The 19588-nt window shown below is 69.7% G+C and carries 13 protein-coding genes and 1 pseudogene; 8 read left to right on the forward strand and 6 right to left on the reverse strand.

What is annotated here, in order from left to right:
- Nucleotides 1-84: 84 nt before the first annotated feature.
- The 6 genes and pseudogenes from FV223_RS04840 to FV223_RS04865 form a co-directional block, all read left to right on the forward strand.
- Nucleotides 85-1083, forward strand: a pseudogene (locus FV223_RS04840) (flippase-like domain-containing protein); the annotation flags it as partial.
- Nucleotides 1083-1679, forward strand: coding sequence for an ABC transporter substrate-binding protein (locus FV223_RS04845; RefSeq protein WP_187276062.1), 597 nt, complete (start codon nt 1083-1085; stop codon nt 1677-1679). The pseudogene FV223_RS04840 and the gene FV223_RS04845, both read left to right, overlap by 1 nt.
- A gap of 76 nt (nt 1680-1755) precedes the next feature.
- Complete coding sequence (gene hpnI, locus FV223_RS04850) at nt 1756-2940, forward strand: bacteriohopanetetrol glucosamine biosynthesis glycosyltransferase HpnI (protein ID WP_147725742.1); 1185 nt, start codon at nt 1756-1758, stop codon at nt 2938-2940.
- An 84-nt stretch (nt 2941-3024) separates the two neighbouring features.
- Nucleotides 3025-4458, forward strand: a complete 1434-nt coding sequence (hpnJ, locus tag FV223_RS04855) for a hopanoid biosynthesis associated radical SAM protein HpnJ (RefSeq protein WP_147725743.1) — start codon at nt 3025-3027, stop codon at nt 4456-4458.
- A 130-nt stretch (nt 4459-4588) separates the two neighbouring features.
- A complete protein-coding gene (hpnK, locus tag FV223_RS04860) occupies nt 4589-5440 on the forward strand; it encodes a hopanoid biosynthesis-associated protein HpnK (protein ID WP_147725744.1) in 852 nt (283 codons plus the stop codon).
- 243 nt (nt 5441-5683) lie between these two features.
- Nucleotides 5684-6445: a YfdX family protein gene (locus FV223_RS04865; protein ID WP_147725745.1), complete on the forward strand. Its 762-nt coding sequence runs from the start codon at nt 5684-5686 to the stop codon at nt 6443-6445.
- Nucleotides 6446-6561: 116 nt separating this feature from the next.
- Here the strand turns inward: FV223_RS04865 and FV223_RS04870 are convergent, their stop codons facing one another.
- Nucleotides 6562-9219, reverse strand: a complete 2658-nt coding sequence (locus FV223_RS04870) for an MMPL family transporter (RefSeq protein ID WP_147725746.1) — start codon at nt 9217-9219, stop codon at nt 6562-6564.
- Between the two features lie 628 nt (nt 9220-9847).
- Between FV223_RS04870 and hpnH the strand changes: the two genes are divergently transcribed.
- Nucleotides 9848-11011, forward strand: a complete 1164-nt coding sequence (gene hpnH / locus FV223_RS04875; protein ID WP_147725747.1) for an adenosyl-hopene transferase HpnH — start codon at nt 9848-9850, stop codon at nt 11009-11011.
- Nucleotides 11012-11218: 207 nt separating this feature from the next.
- Complete coding sequence (locus FV223_RS04880) at nt 11219-13705, forward strand: esterase-like activity of phytase family protein (RefSeq protein WP_147725748.1); 2487 nt, start codon at nt 11219-11221, stop codon at nt 13703-13705.
- Nucleotides 13706-13738: 33 nt separating this feature from the next.
- On the opposite strand, the gene FV223_RS04885 is transcribed toward FV223_RS04880, so the two are convergent.
- The 5 genes from FV223_RS04885 to FV223_RS04905 form a co-directional block, all read right to left on the reverse strand.
- Complete coding sequence (locus FV223_RS04885) at nt 13739-14503, reverse strand: phosphorylase (protein ID WP_147725749.1); 765 nt, start codon at nt 14501-14503, stop codon at nt 13739-13741.
- A gap of 148 nt (nt 14504-14651) precedes the next feature.
- Complete coding sequence (gene shc, locus FV223_RS04890) at nt 14652-16649, reverse strand: squalene--hopene cyclase (protein WP_147725753.1); 1998 nt, start codon at nt 16647-16649, stop codon at nt 14652-14654.
- 142 nt (nt 16650-16791) lie between these two features.
- Nucleotides 16792-18078: a hydroxysqualene dehydroxylase HpnE gene (hpnE, locus tag FV223_RS04895; RefSeq protein ID WP_147725750.1), complete on the reverse strand. Its 1287-nt coding sequence runs from the start codon at nt 18076-18078 to the stop codon at nt 16792-16794.
- Complete coding sequence (gene hpnD, locus FV223_RS04900) at nt 18078-18929, reverse strand: presqualene diphosphate synthase HpnD (protein ID WP_147725751.1); 852 nt, start codon at nt 18927-18929, stop codon at nt 18078-18080. Before hpnD ends, hpnE begins: the two co-directional genes overlap by 1 nt.
- Nucleotides 18926-19588, reverse strand: a 663-nt coding sequence (locus tag FV223_RS04905; RefSeq protein WP_147725752.1) for a squalene/phytoene synthase family protein, incomplete at its 5' end; no start/stop codon positions are given. The genes hpnD and FV223_RS04905, both read right to left, overlap by 4 nt.

The raw sequence follows: 19588 nt of genomic DNA on the forward strand, positions 1-19588 counted from the left end.
GGACCCGCTGGAGGAGGTGATCGTCGGCTCGCTCGACGGCGCCACGATCCCGACGCACCACCAGACCGTGATCTTCAACCTGACGCGCGCGCGGTCGCCGTCGCCTGGGCCGGCCTCGGCTGGTTCGTGATCTTCCCCGTCGCCGGCCGCCCGAGCCTGGCCGCCTGCATCAACCTGCGCTTCGTGCGCGAGGGCATCAATACGCTGCTGCCGGTCGCGACGGTGGGCGGCGACTTCATCGGCGCGCGCCTTCTGGCCAAGCGCGGCATCGCCGGGGGCCTGGCCGGCGCCAGCATGTTCGTCGACATGATGACGCAGGCGCTGACCCAGCTGCTTTTCACCGTCGCCGGCCTCGGGCTCCTGATCTGGCTCGCGGGCGACGGGCCGATCGTGCGCACCGTCGCCGGCGGCCTCGCCATCGCCGCCCCCGCCATCGGCGCGTTCTACCTGATCCAGCGCCGTGCCGGGCACCGCCTGATCCAGGGGATCGTCGACCGCTTCGCCTCGGGCCGCGAATGGCAGGCGCTCGGCGCCGTCGACGTGCTCTACGACAACCTGCGACGCCTCTACGGTGCGCCCCTGCGCATCGTCTCGGGCATCGGCGTGCACCTCGTCGGCTGGGTCATCGGCTCGCTCGAGGTCTACGTCTGCCTGCACTTCATGGGCTATCCGGTGAGCTTCGCAGAGGCGATCGTGATCGAGAGCCTGGCCCAGGCCGTGCGCGGCGCCGCCTTCGCGGTCCCCGGCGCGCTCGGCGCGCAGGAGGGCGGGCTGATCGCGCTCTGCGCCCTGTTCGGCATCCCGGCCGAGGCGGCGCTCGCTCTGTCCCTGGTCAAGCGTCTGGCCGACCTCCTCGTCGGCGTTCCCGGCCTGTGGCTCTGGCACACGCAGGAGGGCCGCCTGCGCCGCGAGGCGAGCGAGCCCGAGGCCTCCGCGCAGGAGGAGGGCCGGACCACCTTTCGCCGAGTCGGGGCCGTCCCCGCACCCGCGACGCTCGGACCGTTCTACAGCTATGCGCCCCCCCGCGGGCAGAGCGCCCACATCGAGGACACCGCGGTGCCGGAGTTGAAGAAGTGCGCCTGATGCGCCGGTTGATCCTCGCGCTGGCGCTCGTCGCCGGCACCGTTCCGGCCTTCGCCGCCGACGACCCGGCGGTCGCGGTGGTCGACGGGCTCTACGCCCGCTTCGACGCCGCCGTGAAGAACGGGGCCGGCACCCTCAAGGACCGCATCGACGCGGTCGGCCCGACCCTGGAGCGGTCCTTCGACTACCCGGCGATGGTCCGCCTGGCGATCGGCGCCAAGTGGGCGGAGTTCTCGCCCGAGCAGCAGGGCGCGATCACCGAAGCGTTCCGCCGCAACTTCGTCGTGACCTACGCCAACCGCCTCGCACGGGCGGCGGGCGCGAAGTTCGAGGTGACGCGCAAGAGCGAGGCGAGCGGAACGAACCAGCGCGTCCTCACCCACGTCACCACCCCGGACGGGGACGATTCGCCGATCGACTTCGTCGTGAATTCGGACAACCGCATCCAGGACGTCCTGCTCAACGGCAACGTCAGCGAGGTCGCGGGTCAGCGGGCGAGCCTCGGCCAGCCGCTCAAGGCCGGCGGCGCCGACGCGGTGCTGAAATTCCTGCGCGAACGCACCGACGGCATGCTGAACGCCAAACCGGCGCCTTGAACGGCCTGCACAGAGCTTTCGTGCCGCACGCCGCGGCCCATCGATCCCACGCACCTTGCGACCGAGCGACGTTCCCATGGACCTGACCTGGCTCTCGCCGATCCTTCTGGTCCCCGCGCTCGCGGGTTGCCTGTACGCGCTCACCGCGGCGTTCCTCGCCGGGCGGTGCTCCGCGAAGGTGGCGCCCGCCTTCGCCGACGATGCGGCGCGGCCCTCGGTGACGGTGCTGAAGCCCCTCTGCGGCCTCGAGCCGAACCTGTTCGAGAACCTGCGGACCTTCTGCGCCCAGGACTATGCCGGCCCGGTGCAGATCGTGTTCGGCGTGCAGAGCGCCGGCGACCCGGCGATCGGCGTCGTGCGGCGCATCGAGGCGGCCTTCCCGCAGCTCAGCATCGACCTCGTCGTCGACGCACGCCAGCACGGCTCGAACCGCAAGGTCTCGAACCTGATCAACATGTCGGAGGTGATTCGGCACGAGGTGGTGGTGCTCGCCGACAGCGACATGGTGGTGCGCCCCGACTATCTCGAGCGCGTCGTGGCCGAGCTGTCCGCCCCCGGCGTGACCGGGGTGACCTGCCTGTACCACGGCGTTCCCGGCGACCGGGGCGTGTTCGCGCAGCTCTCGGCGCTCGCCATCGACGTGCAGTTCCTGCCCAACGTCGTGATGGGCACGGCGCTCGGCCTCGCCAAGCCGTGCTTCGGCTCGACCATCGCCTTCACCGCCGCGTCGCTGGCGAAGATCGGCGGGTTCGCCACCTTCAAGGACGACCTCGCCGACGACTATGCCATCGGCGAGGCGCTGCGCGGGCTCGGCGGCCGGGTCGCGATCCCGAACTTCACCATCGGGCATACCTGCGTCGACACCGCGATCGCGGGCCTCTGGACCCACGAGCTGCGCTGGAACCGCACCATCCGCAACGTCGACCCGGCCGGCTATGCCGGCTCGATCGTCACCCACGCCTTCCCGATCGCGCTGATCGCCGCGTTGATGCCGGAGGCCGGCGCGACCGCGCTCGGCGTCGCGGCCTTGGCGCTCGCCTGCCGCATCATCCTGTCGATGCGGCTGGAGCGTGCCTTCGGGATCGGCCCCCACCCGTACTGGCTGTTGCCGATCCGCGACATCCTCTCGTTCGCGAACTTCTCATGGAGCTTCGTATCGGGGGCGGTGACATGGAAAGGTCACGATTATCGCGTCGTTGCGGATGGAACGCTTATTCCGGAGGGCAATCTCGGCCAGGATGCTGAGTCGCCCACCGTCTGACCTTGCCGTCCCGTCGTTTAAACTTGCCATCCTCGATCCGTCATCCTTTCGATCCGATCGCCCTGCTCTGAGGCCTTGAACCCCATGCGCACGCTCTTCCTCCAGGCTCCCACCTTCGACGGCTTCGACGGCGGCGCCGGGTCCCGCTACCAGGCCAAGCGCGAGATCAAGTCGTTCTGGTACCCGACCTGGCTCGCCCAGCCGGCCGCCCTGGTGCCGAACTCGAAGCTGATCGACGCGCCGCCGCACAACATCAAGCTGGCCGAGATCGTTGCCCAGGCCAACGACTTCGACATGGTGGTGCTCCACACCTCGGTGCCGTCGTTCAAGTCGGACGTGAAGACCGTCGAGGCGCTCAAGGCCGCCAACCCCAAGCTGATCGCCGGACTGATCGGCGCGAAGGTCGCGGTGGACGCCGCCGGCGCGATGGCCCAGGCGCCGTGCATCGACTTCTGCGCCCGCAACGAGTTCGACTTCACCGTCAAGGAAGTCGCCGACGGCACGCCGATGTCGGAGATCAAGGGTCTGTCCTATCGCAACGCCGACGGCGTCGTGGTCCACAACGAGGACCGCGAGATCATGACCGACATGGATCAGCTTCCCTTCGTCACGAGCGTGTACAAGCGCGATCTCGAGATGGAGAAGTACTTTATCGGGTACCTCAAGCACCCCTACATCTCGTTCTATTCCGGCCGCGGCTGCAAGAGCCGCTGCACGTTCTGCCTGTGGCCGCAGACGGTGGGCGGGCATACCTACCGCACCCGCTCGGTCGCGCACGTGATCGAGGAGATCAAGTACTGCCTGAAGGAGTTCCCGCAGACGAAGGAGTTCTTCTTCGACGACGACACCTTCACCGACAACCTGCCCCGCGCCGAGGAGATCGCGCGCGAGCTGGGCAAGCTCGGCGTCACCTGGTCGTGCAACGCCAAGGCGAACGTTCCGCGCGAGACCCTCGAGGTGCTGAAGGCCAACGGCCTGCGCCTGCTGCTGGTCGGCTACGAGTCCGGCAACCAGAAGATCCTGAACAACATCAAGAAGGGCATGCGCGTCGAGGTCGCCGAGAAGTTCACCAAGGATTGCCACGACCTCGGCATCGCGATCCACGGCACCTTCATCGTCGGCCTGCCGGGTGAGACCCGCGAGACGATCCAGGAGACGATCGCCTTCGCCAAGCGCATCAACCCGCACACCATCCAGGCCTCGCTGGCGGCGCCGTACCCCGGCACCTTCCTCTACAAGCAGGCGGTGGAGAACGGCTGGCTCGACGTCGAGAACGCCGAGCTCGTGGATGAGAACGGCGTGCAGATCGCGCCGCTGCACTACCCGCACCTGTCGCACGCCGAGATCTTCGCGGCGGTGGAGGAGTTCTACCGGAAGTTCTACTTCCGCGCTCCGAAGATCGCCTCGATCGTCTCCGAGATGGTGCGCTCGCCCGACATGATGAAGCGCCGCCTGCGCGAGGGCGTGGAGTTCTACCGCTTCCTCAAGGAGCGTCAGGGCACCGCCAAGGCCGCCTGACAAGGGCGCCAGCTTTCCATCGCATCGACCGATCCAGACGGCCGGGCCCCAAAGCCCGGCCGTCTTCGTTCAGGGGTCCGAGTCCGAGGCCCCCGGCAAACAGCCGCGCCCCCGTACACCGGAGTGTCTCGTGAAGCGTCTCGTCGTCACCGCCGACGATTTCGGCCTGAGCCCGGAGGTCAACGAGGCGGTCGAGCAGGCCCATCGCGACGGCATCCTCACGGCGGCGAGCCTGATGGTCTCGGCCCCCGCCGCCGCGGACGCGGTCGCCCGCGCCAAGCGGATGCCGTCGCTACGCGTGGGATTGCATCTGGTGCTCGTCGAGGCGTGGCCGACGCTGCCGGCCGCCACCTTGCCGGATCTCACCGATGACGCCGGCCTGATGCGTCGCGACATGGAACGCCTCGGCCTCGACCTTGCGCTGAGGCCGGCGGTCCGCCGCCAGCTCGCCGCCGAGATCACCGCGCAGTTCGAGGCCTACCGCATCACCGGTCTGCCACTTGATCACGTGAACGCGCATAAGCACTTCCACGTGCATCCGTTGATCGCCGGCGCGGTGCTGTCGATCGGGCCGCGTTACGGGATGCGCTCGATCCGCGTGCCGCGCGAGCCGCGGGCGGTGCTGAAGCGCGCCGAGCCCGGTGCGACCCCGCGGGTGGCCCTCGATACGGCACCCTGGGCGGCCCTGCTCGCGGTCCGGGCCCGGATGATGGGGCTGACCATTCCCGATCGAACCCTGGGTCTGGCCTGGTCCGGAGCGATGACGCCCGCCCGCGTGGCCGGCCTGCTCGCGCACCTGCCCGACGGCCTGACCGAGCTCTACACCCACCCGGCCACCGCCGGCGGCTTCCTCGGCGAGGCGCCGGGCTACGCCTACGCCGCGGAGCGGGACGCGCTCGTCGCGCGGGCCTCCGTGGATGCGGTCGCGCGGTCGGGGATCGTCTGCGGCGGGTTTTCGGATTTCGCGCCGAATAGACGATGACGACGTCATCACGGAGCCCGCAGTAGCATTCGCCTCAAACGCTTCAGAAACGACACTGTAAAGCGACTGTATATCTTCGCAAATTGCTCATCAGGACGTGCCTTTCGGCAGCATGTCCGATTGATGACCAAAATTTCATGCAACGTGAGCTTCGGCGCCCGCGTTCCGACAGCAGCCCCAGGGCACAAGACGATCGTCGCAACAGACCCTCGCCGCCGCATGGGACGGATCGGAGATGTCGTCATGACCCGCTACACCCTTCTCGCCACCGTCTTCACCGCCTCCGTCGCCCTCGGGGGCGCCGCCTACGCCGCCGACCAAGCTGCGACGACCGCCGCCTCCCACGAAACCGCGATCCAGAAGGACGTCGGCAAGCTGTCGGCCGATGGGGCGAAGGGCTTCCACGACCTGCATCTCGCCCGGATCGCGATCTTCGATGCCGACCCGGCCCAGGCCAAGACGCTGGTCCACGATGCGCAGGCGGTCCTCGCAAAGGCGAAGACCGACGAGAGCGTGTTCACCAAGGCGGAGGCCGATCTCAAGCCGCCCGCCGCCGCCAAGGCGATGCCGGCCAAGGGCACCGGCGTCGGCGACATGATGCAGCCCGTCGCGTGGCTGCCGGTCGACGGGCAGCTGCTGCTCGACGAGGATTTCGTCGCCACGCCGCAGAAGGCGGCAGCTGTGGCCGATGCCAACAAGAATCTCGAGAAGGGCGACCGCAAGGGCGCGGCCGAGAAGCTGAAGCTGGCCGGCGTGAACGTGAACTTCACCATGGCCGTTGTGCCGCTGGCCAAGACGACGGCGGATGTCGACCAGGCTGCGGCGCTGCTGGACCAGGGCAAGTACTACGAGGCGAATGCCGCGCTGAAGCAGGCCGAGGACGGCGTCCGCTTCGACGTCATCGATGCGACGAGCCTGCCGCAGGCCTCCAAGGCCGCGGGAGCATCCGCCAAGGCGAACGTGACCGAGCCGACCGGGACCGGCACCGCGAAGCCCGCGCACTGATCGCAGCCCGCACGCCGACCGAGGTCGCTCGCGGATAAAAGCCTGCCCACCAAACGAGAACGGCGCCGTCCCCGTGGGACGACGCCGTGCGTTTGAGCAGAAAGGCCTGCCGTCCGTCACTTCACGGCGGCGGGCTCCGGGCGGACGGCCTGGCCCGTGCCGGGCAACCGGCCGGCCTCTTCCCCCTCGGGGCGATCGGCATCGGGCTTGGCCGGCGGCGGACCGAGGAAGGCCGGCACCACGAAGAAGGCGGCGATGAGCGTGAAGAACAGCGACAGCGCCAGCAGCTTGCCCATGCTCGCCGTGCCGGGATGGCTCGACAGCACCAGCGAGCCGAAGGCGGTGCCCGTGGTCAGCGCGGAAAAGAAGATCGCCCGCGTCAGGCTGGAGGCCAGCATGTCGGTGACGCCGGCCCGCCAAGCGATTACGTAGTAGATATGGAACGCCACGCCGACCGCGAGCATCAGCGGTAGGGCGATGATGTTGGCGAAGTTCAGCGGCATGCCGACGACGTGCAGCGCCATCAGCGTCCACAAGGTGGCGAGCACCAACGGCCCGAGCGTCATCGCCACGTCCCAAGGCTTCCGCAGCGCCACCGAGAGGATGATGAAGATCAGTACCAGGGCGGTCACCGCCGCCTGCACGAAGGCGCCGAGGATGGTGTAGCTCGACGAGGTCGTGGCGATCGGCGCGCCGGTGGCGTGCGGCGCGACGCTCTGGATCTCGGATGCGAACTGCCGCAGCACCTCGTCGTCGTTGGAATTGCCCTTCGGATGCACCTCGATGCGGGCGCGGCCGTCGGCGGCGACCCATTCGGCCTTCAGCTGCGGCGGTAGGTTGGCGAGGGTGATCTTCTCGGGATGCAGCACCGTCCGCAGCCGCGAGAGCAGCGGGCCGAGATCGGTGGTGAGGGTGACCGAGGCGGCCTCGCGCGTCGCCGGCTTGGCGGCCGCCAGCTTGTCGAGCGTGCCAGAGAGACGGCCGGCGGTCTTGTTGCCGGGCGCATTGCCGCCGGCGATGCCGGTCAGGGCGGCCGCGGTGTCCTTCAAGGCCTTGACGTTGTCGGCATCGGTCGGCGGCGACGGCTTGCGCGTCGGGTTGAGGATCGGATCGAGCAGCTCGGCCGTCTCGGCGACGGTGGCGAGCTTCTTGTCCTGGTCGCGCGGCACAAAGGTGTCGATGCTCATGATGTCGGCGGCCAGCGGCAGCGCGGCGAGCTTCTTCGTGACCTCGGGCACGGCGTCGACGCTCGGAGCCAGCACGTCGGCGACGTTCGGGCTCGTGGCGGGATCCTTGATCAGGTCGAGATAGGTCGCGATCGATTCCACGTGCGGGCTGCGAAGGTGCATCGGGTTCGAATCGAAGGGCAGCTTCCACAGCAGCGGGGCGCCGGCCAGCGTGACGAGGCCGACGGCGATCAGCACCGGCTTGCGATTGCGGATGATCCACGGATCGACGCCTGCGAGCCACGTGGTCTCGACGGCGGCCTTCTCGCCCTTCGGCCGGAACACGGCGATCAGCGCCGGCAGGAGGGTGATCGCGAACAGGTAGGCGACGACCATGCCGACGCCGGCGATCAGGCCGAGCTCGGAGACGCCACGGAACGCGGTCGGCAGGAAGGCGAAGAAGCCGGCGATCAGCGACACCGCCGCCAGGGTCAGCGACCAGCCGACCCCGCGCGCGGCGGCGCGGATCGCGTCCTCGAGCGTCGGCTGCTCGTAGCGGTCGGCACGGTAGCGCACCGAGAACTGGATGCCGAAATCGATGCCGAGGCCGACGAACAGGGCTGCGAAGGCCACCGAGATCGGGTTGAGCTCGCCCACCATCAGCAGCCCGAGCGCCGCCGTGACGATCAGGCCGGAGAAGGTGGTGATCAGAACCGACACCACCAGCGGCGCCGAGCGCAGGGCGAGCCAGAGGAACAGGACGATGGCGCCGACGGTGACGAGGTTGTTCAGCAGCGCGTCGTCGGACAGCGTCGCGAACTCGTCGTCGGCGACCGCGACCGGGCCGGTGAGACGCATCTCGAGCCCGTGCTCGGGATCGATGTTGAGCTCCTTGGCGACATTCCGGATCAGCTTCGTCGCGGTGTAGCCCGGCTGCAGCGCGTTGAAATCGAGCACCGGCTGGATCAGCACGAACTTGCGCAGGTCGGTGGTCTTGCTCTCGCCGCCCGACAGCAGGAGCTGCCAGGACATCCGCGCCGGCTTGCCGTCGAGCACCGTCTGCAACGTCCGGTCGATCTCGCCCATCGGCTTGTCGAGATCCTCGATCTTGGCGTCGCCGCTCTTGATGCCGCGGGCGCCGAGCGCCAGCACCCGCATCACGCCGCGCAGGCTCGGATCGGAGGCGAGCGGCCCGAGCAGGCCCTGCTGCTGCACCAGCTGCTCGGTGGTCTTCTCCAGTTCCGCCTGCGGCAGCAGCAGCAGGCCGTTCTTCTCGAAGAAGGGGCCGCCGTCGGGCCGGTAGACCGTCTCGATCAGGTTCTTGTGGACGGCGATCGCCTTGGCGAAGGCGCTCGCGGCCTCTTCCGCCTGCTCCGGCGTCTTGCCGTCGATCACCGCGACGACCGTGTTCGTGCGCTGCGGGAACGCCTTCTCGTAGTTGATCTCGTCCTGGCGCCAGGGCTCCTTCGGATCGATCAGCCGCTCGACATCGGTGTTGATGCGGAACAGATGCGCCGCGATGCCGGTGCTGGCGGCGGTGACCAGGGCCACCAGGGCGATCACGACCCAGCGATGTCGGACGGAAAACGCGACGAGACGTTCGATCACGAGTACCCTACCTGCCTGGAGCGGCTGCCCTTCGAGGCCGCACGACTCTCACATCTTGTATGCTGCCGGGACGGGTCCCGCGGGATCCGTCGACGGCGCGAGACCTTCGCCACATCCACCCGGTCGCATCGAGGCAGGATCGGACCTGATCGAGACGCGGTCGTCTCACGATGCCGTGTGGCCGAAGACGTGGCGCCGACCCGGTGAACGCACCGGACGACGCGGGATGAGGACGCATCCGAGGCACGATCGTTGCGCCAAGGCCGCAGCGCTCAGTAATCTTGCAGCCCTGCGATTGCAACGCAGCGACCCCCGAGGCGGGCGGCTCTCCCCATCGATGTGTGGCGCCGGCGCCGTTTCGCACCGCAATATCACGGGATGCGCCGTTTCGCGGGACTGCCGTCGCATTGCCGACGCATTGGCAGGATGGGGTCCCCCCCCGAAGCAGGACGCGTTCGCAGGAACGGCCCTCGGGCTGTGGCGCGGTTGCGTCAGCCCCGCAAACACGCACGCGAAACGGCCCAGGACCGGCCCGTTCAGATCGGTTCCAGGCTAGAGCGCTGGAATTCGAATTTTTTTCACGTTAAGCAGCCCCTTGGTTCGGGGCTACGCAAACAGGAGCCGTATCTTGGGAATCCCCCTCCGGTATGTCGCGACGATCGGCAGCTACATCATCAAGCAGCATCTCACCGGCCGGAAGCGCTATCCGCTCGTGATGATGATGGAGCCCCTGTTCCGCTGCAATCTCGCCTGCGCCGGCTGCGGCAAGATCGATTACCCCGACGAGATCCTGAACAAGCGCCTGCCCGTGGCGGACGCGCTGGAATCCGTGCGCGAGTGCGGCGCCCCGATGGTGGTGATCGCCGGCGGCGAGCCGCTGCTGCACAAGGACCTGCCGCAGATCGTCGAGGGCATCATCGCGCAGAAGAAGTTCGCGATCGTGTGCACGAACGCGCTGCTGCTCGAGAAGAAGATCAAGGAGTACAAGCCGAGCCCGTACTTCACCTGGTCGATCCATCTCGACGGCGACAAGGAGATGCACGACGGCTCGGTCTGCCAGCGCGGCGTCTACGACAAGGCCGTGGCGGCGATCGCCAAGGCGAAGGAGATGGGCTTCCGCGTCACCATCAACTGCACCTTCTTCAACAACTCGTCCTCGGACAAGATCGCCGACTTCTTCGACAGCGTGACCAAGATGGGCATCGACGGCATCACCGTCTCGCCCGGCTACGCCTACGAGCGCGCGCCCGACCAGCAGCACTTCCTGAACCGCAAGGCGACGAAGGACCTGTTCCGCGGCGTGTTCCGCGCCGGCAAGGAGAAGGGCCGCCAGAAGTGGGCGTTCCAGCAGTCGGGCCTGTTCCTCGACTTCCTCGCCGGCAACCAGACCTACCATTGCACGCCCTGGGGCAACCCGACCCGCACCGTGTTCGGCTGGCAGAAGCCCTGCTACCTGCTCGGCGAGGGCTACGCGGCCACGTTCAAGGAGCTGATGGAGGAGACCGACTGGGATTCCTACGGCACCGGCAACTACGAGAAGTGCGCCGACTGCATGGTCCACTCGGGCTACGAGGCCTCCTCGGTGGTCGATTCGGTGCGCAAGCCCTGGAAGCCGCTGATCCACGCCATCCGCGGGATCAAGACCGAGGGTGAGATGGCCCCCGAGGTCAGCCTCGAGAACCAGCGCCCGGCCGAGTTCGTGTTCTCCCGCAACGTCGCCCAGAAGCTCTCCGAGATCAAAGCCTCCGGCGTCGACACCAAGCGCGAAGCCCGCAACCGCACCGCGGCCTGACGGCTCGGCCACGCGCATTCGAGGAGGCCCGCCCGGGAAACCGTGCGGGCCTCCTTCGTTTCGGCGAGGCTCGGTGGAGCGTCGTGCCTTTCGCGACACGATGTCTGCAGCTGACCCAACGCAGGACAAATATCCTTCCTGCCGTCACCGGGCCGTCATGCCCGATCCCTAGCTGCGGCTCAGCTTGAGTGGCTGGGGGATCCCGCGATGGTGACACGGTACGGCGCGGCGCGAGCCGTGGGCTCATTCGGCGTGCTTGCGTTCCTGACGGGCGCGGCCTCGGCCCAGGCGATCCGCACGCCGAACCTGACGACGGCCGACGGCCCAGTGGCGGTGACGGTTGGCGATGCGACCGTCGTGAACCAAGGTCTCCAGGGCGTCGGCCGGCTGCCGGCCACCACCCGCGACTTCCTCGGCGACACGCTGGGCTCGTTCTCCGCGCTCGCGATCGACCTCGCCAGCTGGCGGCGCTCGGGGGCCACCTACAGCGGCACGCTCTACACGCTGCCCGATCGGGGCTACAACGATCCGAGCGGCGGGCTGTTCTCCGATTACGCCGGCCGGCTGAACCGCTTCAATCTCAGCTTCACGCCCGATCCCGGCGCGGGCCTGCCGCAATTGACCGCCTCCCAGCGGCAGATCGCGATCGTGCCGAACGGCGGCATCGTGCTCACCGATGCCAACGGCCGGCGCTTCAGCGGTCTCGATCCGGCCTCCGGCACCACGACCCAGCTCGGCGCGGTGCTGCCTTCGGTGGCGAGCGGGCCGAGCGCAGGCCGGATCAGCCTCGATGCGGAAGGTCTCGCGCGGCGACTCGACGGCTCCTTCTACGTCAGCGACGAGTACGGGCCGAACATCTATTACTTCAGCGCCGGCGGGCAGCTTCAGGGCGTGCTCGGCGTGCCCGACGCGATCCGGCCGCGCACGGCCGGGGCGCTCGACTTCAACTCGATCAACCCGCCCGACACCGGCCGACGCAACAACCAGGGCTTCGAGGCGCTGTCGCTGGCCCCCGACGGCCGCAGCCTCGTCACCATTCTGCAGAGTGCCACGCTCCAGGATTCCGGCCCGAATCAGCAACAGCGCAACAACACCCGCATCCTGATCTACGACCTCGCCGGCAGCGCGGTACCGGCCGCGCCCGCGCGCGAATACGTGCTGCAGCTGCCGACCTACCGCGACACCGGCAACGGCGGCGCGCCGAACCGGACGGCGGCACAGAGCGACATGCTGGCCCTCAACGACACCCAGTTCCTCGTGCTCTCTCGCGATTCGAACGGGCTCGGCACCGGCAACACCACGCCGATCGTCTACAAGAGCGTCCTGCTGGTCGACATCGCGCAGGCCACAAACATCGCCGGCACCCCCTACGACGGGGCCACCCCGATCTCGCCGGGGGGCACCCTGCGGCCCGGGGTCCAGCCGGCGCAGACGACCGAGATCTTCAACCTGCTGAACCCGGTCCAGCTCGGGCGCTTCGGCATGAACCTCAACACCAACCCGGCGACCCAGACCACGCTCTCGGAGAAGTTCGAGGCCCTCGGTCTCGTGCCGGTGCTGAGCGAGCGGGCGCCGAACGACTATTTCCTGCTCGTCGGCAACGACAATGACTTCCTCACCCGGCAAGGCAGCATCAACGGTCAGGGCTACGATGCCGGCATCAACAACGATTCGGTGCTGCTCGCCTATCGCTTGACGCTGCCCACCTACGTCGATCCGCTCTCCCTCGCGGTGATGAAGCAGACGGCGCCCGTGGTGCTTCAGGAGCTCGGCGGCGCGACCCTCGGCTTCGCCGCGTCGGCGACACGGGGCGTGCAGGACCACCTCGCCGCCCTGCGCCGCGGCCAGGGCCTCGCCGGGCCCTGGAGCCAGTCCGGCGGCTTGTGGATCCGCAGCGATGTTGTGTTCGCCGACCAGCCGCGCAACGGCGGCCTCGCCCTCGACCGCACCATCGCGCAGGGCAGCGCCGGACTCGATCTTCCGCTGCCCGGAGTTTGGCGCGCGGGCGTCGCCGTCGGCGGCGGCGGCGGGTCGCTCAGCCGCGCCGGCGGCTTCCGGCAGGACCAGAGCGCCTTCACGGTCTCGGCCTATGCCGGCTACTACGGTGCGGACTTCTACGCCCAGGGCATCGTCGGCGGCGCGCCGGAGGTCAGCCTCGACGGGATCCGCCGACCTGCGGCCTACGGGCTCACCGCGTCCGGGCGCAGCTCGGGCAGCGCCTTCGCGATCGACGGCGAGGCCGGCGTGCCGATCCGAGCCGGCGACCTCGGGCTGACGCTGTTCGCAGGCATCACCCACCTGTCCGGCACCGTCGACGGCTTCACGGAGACCGGAGCGGCGGGCAACAACATCGCGTATCGCGACCTCACCCTGGTTCAAACCACGGTGCGCTTCGGCGGCGAGCTGGCCTATTACGGGCTCGCCGGACTGATCCCGTCGGTGCGCTTGGCGTACAACCTCGCCACGGTTCCGCAAGGCAGCAGCGGCACCGTGCGTCTCGCCAGCGTCCAGAACGGTCTCGCCACCGCCGCCGTGGCCGTGCCGTTCCTGCGCGACGACTTCGTCAGCGCCGGCGCCGGCCTGCAGGGCAGCCTCACCGACGACCTGGGCTGGCGGGTCGACTATCAGGCGGCCATCGGCACCCGCACGGGCGTCGCCCACGGCGTCACCGCGGGACTTCGCTATCAGTGGTAGCAGGCGAGCTAGAGGATCGCCGAAGCCGCACGCTCAGGCGCCGCGGCGATCCTCGTGCGGCGGCACCCCGAGGCTCGGGCCGAGGAGCGTGCGGCAGCGGCTGAGCGCCGCGAAGGCGGCGTTCGAATCGCGCGCGAGACGGACAAGATCGCCAATCCGGGCCGATCCTCGTGCGACAGCCGAGAGGACGGCGAGGATGTCGGGCTCGCCATTCGGCTTGAGAGCCTGGGCGGCGAAGGCGGGTAAGGCCCGGTGCGCCGGATCGCAGACCACCCGGATCGCCGCGAACGGCAGACCGTGCCGCTCCGCGAAGGCGGCGGCGATGTGCGATTCCATGTCGACGGCTAGCGCCCGGGTGCGCGCCCGCAGCTCGGCCTTGCCCGCGACGCTCATCACCGCAGCATCGACGCCGGCGAGGTCGCCGGAGCGAATCGTGTCGCCGGGCAGACCGAGGCGCGCGAGCAGGGCGGCCGCGACCGCCGGATCGGCCTCGTAGCGCCGGTCCGCCGCGACGATTCCGGCCGCGACCACCACGTCGCCCGGAACGAGGTTCGGATCGAGACCGCCCGCGATGCCGATGCTGACGATCGCGCGGCAGCCGGGCGGGTCCCGCGACGCCAGCAGGGCGGCGAGACGGGCGGGATTTCCGCCGGCGCCCACCGCCTCGACGCCGGGGCCCGAAGCGAGCCGGCGTTCCTTGGCGAGGCCCGTGACCGCGAGCACCGGAAGGCTCGACGCGGGGTCGGGCGCATGGAGACCGACCGCGCGGGCAGGGGACGCCGGCTCCACGCGGGTCATGGGTCGACGATCGTAAAGGGTGGCATCCGCGAAGCGATCACCGGCGGTCCGTCCTACAAATCACCCCGACCGCTCGCCGAGCCCGGGGTGGCGCAGACGGTCCTTCCCGCCCGTGCCCGCTCCGCTCGGATCGCGCAAAGTCGGCCGATCACATCCCGAACGCCACCCGGCGGCTGTTGCCGCGCTTGAGGTTGCGGTAGCGCGCCATCGCCCAGAGCGGGAAGAACTTCGGATAGCCATGGTAGCGCAGGTAGAACACCCGCGGGAAACCGGTCGCGGTGTAGCGCTCCTCGTTCCAGAAGCCGTCGGTTCCTTGCGTGCGCGCTAGGAAGTTGATGCCGCGGGTCACGGCCGGGTCGTCGCATTCCCCGGCGGCCATCAGTGCGAGCAGCGCCCAGGCGGTCTGCGATGCGGTGGAGGAGCCGGCCTCGAACGCCGGATCGATCTTGTAGCTCGACGCGTCCTCGCCCCAGCCGCCATCCGGATTCTGGATGCGGATCAGCCATTCCACGGCGCGCCGGATCTCGGGCGAGGCGGGATCGACCCCGGCCGCGTTCAGCGCGCACAGCACCGACCACGTGCCGTAGATGAAGTTCATGCCCCAGCGGCCGTACCAGCTGCCGTCCTGCTCCTGGTCGTTGAGCAGGTAGGTCACGCCGCGATCGAGGGCCTTCGACGATTCGCGGGTCTCGCCGAGCTGCGACAACATCGACACGACGCGAGCGGTCACGTCCGCGGTCGGCGGGTCGAGCAGCGCGCCGTGATCCGAGAACGGGATGTGATTGAGGTACATGTGGTTGTTGTCGGCGTCGAACGCCGCCCAGCCGCCGTCCTTCGACTGCAGGCCCTCGACCCATTCGCGCGCCCGGGCGATCGAGGCGGTGTAGTCCGGCATGTTGGCCACCAGCCCGTGCTGGCGCATGGCGCGATCCATCGCCATCACCACGACGGCGGTGTCGTCGAGGTCCGGGTAGTGGGCGTTGGCGTACTGGAAGGCCCAGCCGCCGGGGCGGACCTTGGGCTTGGCCGCCGCCCAGTCGCCGGCGATGTCGAGCACCTGGCGCGGCAGCAGCCAGTCGAGGCCGGCGCGGGCCTGCCCCTCGGCATCGGTGCCGCCGGCCTCGAGCAGCGCGTGCCCGGCCAGAGCGGTGTCCCAGACCGGGGAGACGCAGGGTTGCACGTAGGCCTCGTGCGCCTTCACCACGACGAGCTTCTCGATCGCGTCGCAGGCGACGCGGACCTGCGGATGGTCCGGGCCGTAGCCCATCGCCTCGTACATCAGCACGGTGTTGACCATGGCCGGGAAGATCGCGCCGAGCCCGTCCTCGCCGTTCAGGCGCTCGCTGACCCAGGCCCGCGCCTTCTCCATCGCCCGCAGGCGGATGCGATGGGGGAAGTAGGCCTCCACCTTCTGCAGCACGCGGTCGATCGCGCCGAAGATCGGCGTCCACGGCCAGGTCGCGTGCGGGCTGCCGGGCCAGCGGCGCACGCTGGACGGGGGCGTCAGGAACAGCTCACCGATGCCGACGCCGCGCGGGTTCTTCGCCCGCGGCTTGGTCGCCTGCAGCACGAAGAGCGGCACCATCACGCAGCGGGCCCAGTACGACACCTTGTCGAGGTGGAACGGGAACCACTTCGGCAGGAACATCACCTCGACCGGCATCACCGGCACCGCCGACCACGGCACCTCGCCGTAGAGCGCCAGGATGAAGCGGGTGAAGACGTTGGATTGCGCCGCGCCGCCGCGCGACAGGATCGCCTCGCGCGCCCGGCGCATGTGCGGCGCCTCGATGTCGTCGCCGATCATCTTGAGGGCGAAGTAGGCCTTCACCGTGCAGCTCATGTCGAACGGCCCCTCGTGGACGAGGGCCCAGCCGCCATGCTTCTCCTGCGTGCGACGCAGGTAATTGCCGATCTTCGGCTCCAGGCCCTCGGGCGGACGGGTGTCGCGGAACTGGTGGAACAGGATGTACTCGGACGGGATCGTGGCGTCGGCCTCGAGCTCGAAGCAGATGTGCCCGTCGGCCTGGGCGAGGGCGGTCAGGGCGCGGGTCGCCCGCGCGACGCCGTGATCGACGTCGTCGAGGGAAATCGCCTGGGTCTTCGGGCGTTGCAGCGCCTCGACCTTGTTCACAGCCTCTCGCATCATCCTCGCCTCAAACGGCCACAACTCTCGATCCGCGCCCGATCGTCCCGGATCGGATCACGGCTCGCCCCTCTCGTCCTGCCTACGCATGGGCCGTACCGGCCCGTCGCCGGTCCGAACGCATGCTCGTCTCGGTCCTGCCTCATGCGGCGCCGCGCGTGCGTGCCGGATCGCACGACAGGGCGAGTGCGGCCGTCTTGCCCGAGCGGATCGACCCCTCGATCGTCGAGGGCAGCCCGGTGGCCGTCCAGTCGCCCGCGAGCACGAGGTTCGACCACGCCGTCTCCGCGCCGGCGCGGCGCGCGGCCTCAACCGGCGTCGCGGCGAAGGTCGCGCGCTTCTCCTTGACGATCTGCCAGCTTGGCAGTTCCGGGGCAAGGTCGGCCACGGTCGCGATCTCGGCCCAGATCTGCTTGGCCAAATCTTCGCGCGGCACGTCGAGCAGCCGGTCGGCGCCGCTGATCGTCACCGAATAGCGGTCGGGATAGGCGAAAAGCCACTCGGTCAGCGAGTTCACCATGCCGAGGATCAGCGGCGAGCCCGCCTTCGGCACCATCTTGAAATGGGCGTTGACGATCGAGCGGAACGCCTTCGGCGCGGACAGGCCGGGCAGCATCTCGGAGGCGACCCAGGGCGGCAAGGCCAGCACGACCGAATCGCCGTCCGCCACGTCGACCGCCCCGTCGGCGAAGTCGAGCCGCTCGACGCCGGCCGCGCCGAGGCCCAACCCACGCAGGCGCCGGCCGAAGCGGACGGAGGCGCCGCTCGATGCGAGGTACCGCAGCGCCGGGTCGACGAAGGCGTAGGACAGGCCCTTCACCGCCACCAGCGGGCGGCAAGCCGCCCCGCCGGCGCCCAGCGTCTCGCGGAGGATCTTGGCGGCCAGCCCGACATCGCTCTCGGCGACCTCGGTGTTCAGCGCCGCCAGCAGGACCGGATGCCAGAGCCGGTCGTAGAGCGCGCCCTCGCAGGCCATGCTGGCGCCGATCGTCCCGCCGGCACCGTCCGCCTTGCCGGCTGCCGCCCGCAGGATGCCGAGCGGCGCGAGGTAGTCGCGCGCGCGGCTGCCCGGCACGCGGCGCGCCTTGCTCAGCACCCACCACGGCACCCGGCCCGCATTCGGGCGAAGGGTCCAGCGCTCGCCGGTCTTCAGGTCGGCGAACGGGAAGGCGGCCTCGTCCGGGCCGGTCAGCGCGTCGTCCGGCGCGCCGACGCGCTTCAGGAACTCGAGGGCGTCGGCGTTGCCCGACAGCAGCAGGTGATTGCCGTTGTCGAGCTCGAGACCGAGCGTCGGGTCGTAGTACGACCGGCAGCGGCCGCCGGCCTGCTTGGCCGCCTCGTGCACGACGACGTGGGCGCCGCGTTCCACCAGGGAGACGGCGGCCGACAGGCCCGCGAGCCCGGCACCGACGACGTGGACCGTCGCCATCAGACGATCCCGTGCCGAAGCGCCACGGCGACGAGGGCGAGCTTCCTCGGCTTCACCCGCGCCCGCGGCATCGCCCAGCCGCGCTTGAGCAGCGCGACGAGGTAGAGCCGGTAGGCCGCCGCCATCAGGCGGGCCGCCTTGGTCGGCTTGCGCGGGCTCTTGGCGATGATCGCCCAGGTCGCGGCGTAATGCGCCTCGGCCTCCGCCGCGAGCGCGGCGCAGACCTCGCCGATGCGCGGATGCGTGATCGCCGCGTGCGGCGTCGGATCGGTCAGGCCGATCGCGGCGAGCCTTTCCCGCGGCAGGTAGAGCCGGCCGCGCTCGGCATCCTCGTCGATGTCGCGCAGGATGTTGGTGAGCTGCAGCGCCCGGCCCTCGTGCCAGGCGAGCTCGATGCCGAGCGCCTCCGGCATGCCGAAGATCCGCACGGACAGGCGCCCGACGGCGCTGGCGACCCGGTCGCAGTAGAGGTCGAGGGTCGCCGCGTCGGGCGCGACGATGTCCTCGAACGCGTCCATCGCCATGCCGTCGATCACGGCGTGGAAGTCTTCCCGCTTCAGGTCGTAGCGCTGCACCGGAACCACGAGGTCGCGCACGCGCGCCGCGGGCCTGCCGGCATAGAGTCCGTCGATGTCGGCGCGCCAGCGGTCGAGCTCGGCCGCGCGCAGGTCGGCCGCGCCGCCGTCGTCGGCGACGTCGTCGACCGCACGGCAGAACGCGTAGACGGCGTACATCGCCTCGCGCCGCTCCTTCGGCAGCAGGCGCATCGCGGTGTAGAACGACGAGCCGGCCGCCGACAGGGCCGGGGCCTCGTCAGCGGGCAGGGCCGTCGCGGTGGCGGTGACGGTCATGGGTAAGCCTTGCCCTGCGGCGCCGCGCGGACGATGCGCCCTCGGAACGGCCGGCGGGCCAGCGTCGCGCCGATGCCGCCGAGCGCCGTCAACGCGAAACCGGCCTTGCCGTAATGGACCTTCTCCGAGAGCGGATCGCGATCGAGCAGCCCGCGGGCGAGGACGACGGCGAGCCGGTGGATCGCCGCGATCTCCAGCGACAGGCGCAGGTCGTCGATCAGGTCCGGCAGCACCTTGCCCGCGTCGAGCAGGCCCAGCGTCCGCTCGGCCAAGTCGCGGATGACCGCGCGCAATTGCGGCGTCGCCCTGGCGGCTCCCAGCATGGCGACGGTGGCGCCGTGCCGATCGAGCGCGTCCTGCGGGATGTAGACCCGGTCGAGAGTGCGGAAATCCTTGCCGCAATCCTGGAGATGGTTGACGATCTGGAGCGCTGCGCAGATCGCGTCCGAGGCGGCCCAGACCCGGGCGGGATCCTCGCCGTGCACGTCAAGGACGTAGCGACCGACCGGCATCGCCGAGTAGCGGCAGTAATGGATCAGCTCGTCCCAGTCGGCGTAGCGGTTCTTGCGCGCATCCATCCGGAACGCGTCGAGCAACTCGAGGGCGTGGCGCGGCGGCAGCCCGCGGGCGGCGAGCTCGCGCTTGAGCGGCTCGGCCTC

Origin of the sequence: Methylobacterium sp. WL116, from assembly GCF_008039455.1 — a bacterium.
Classification (GTDB): domain Bacteria; phylum Pseudomonadota; class Alphaproteobacteria; order Rhizobiales; family Beijerinckiaceae; genus Methylobacterium.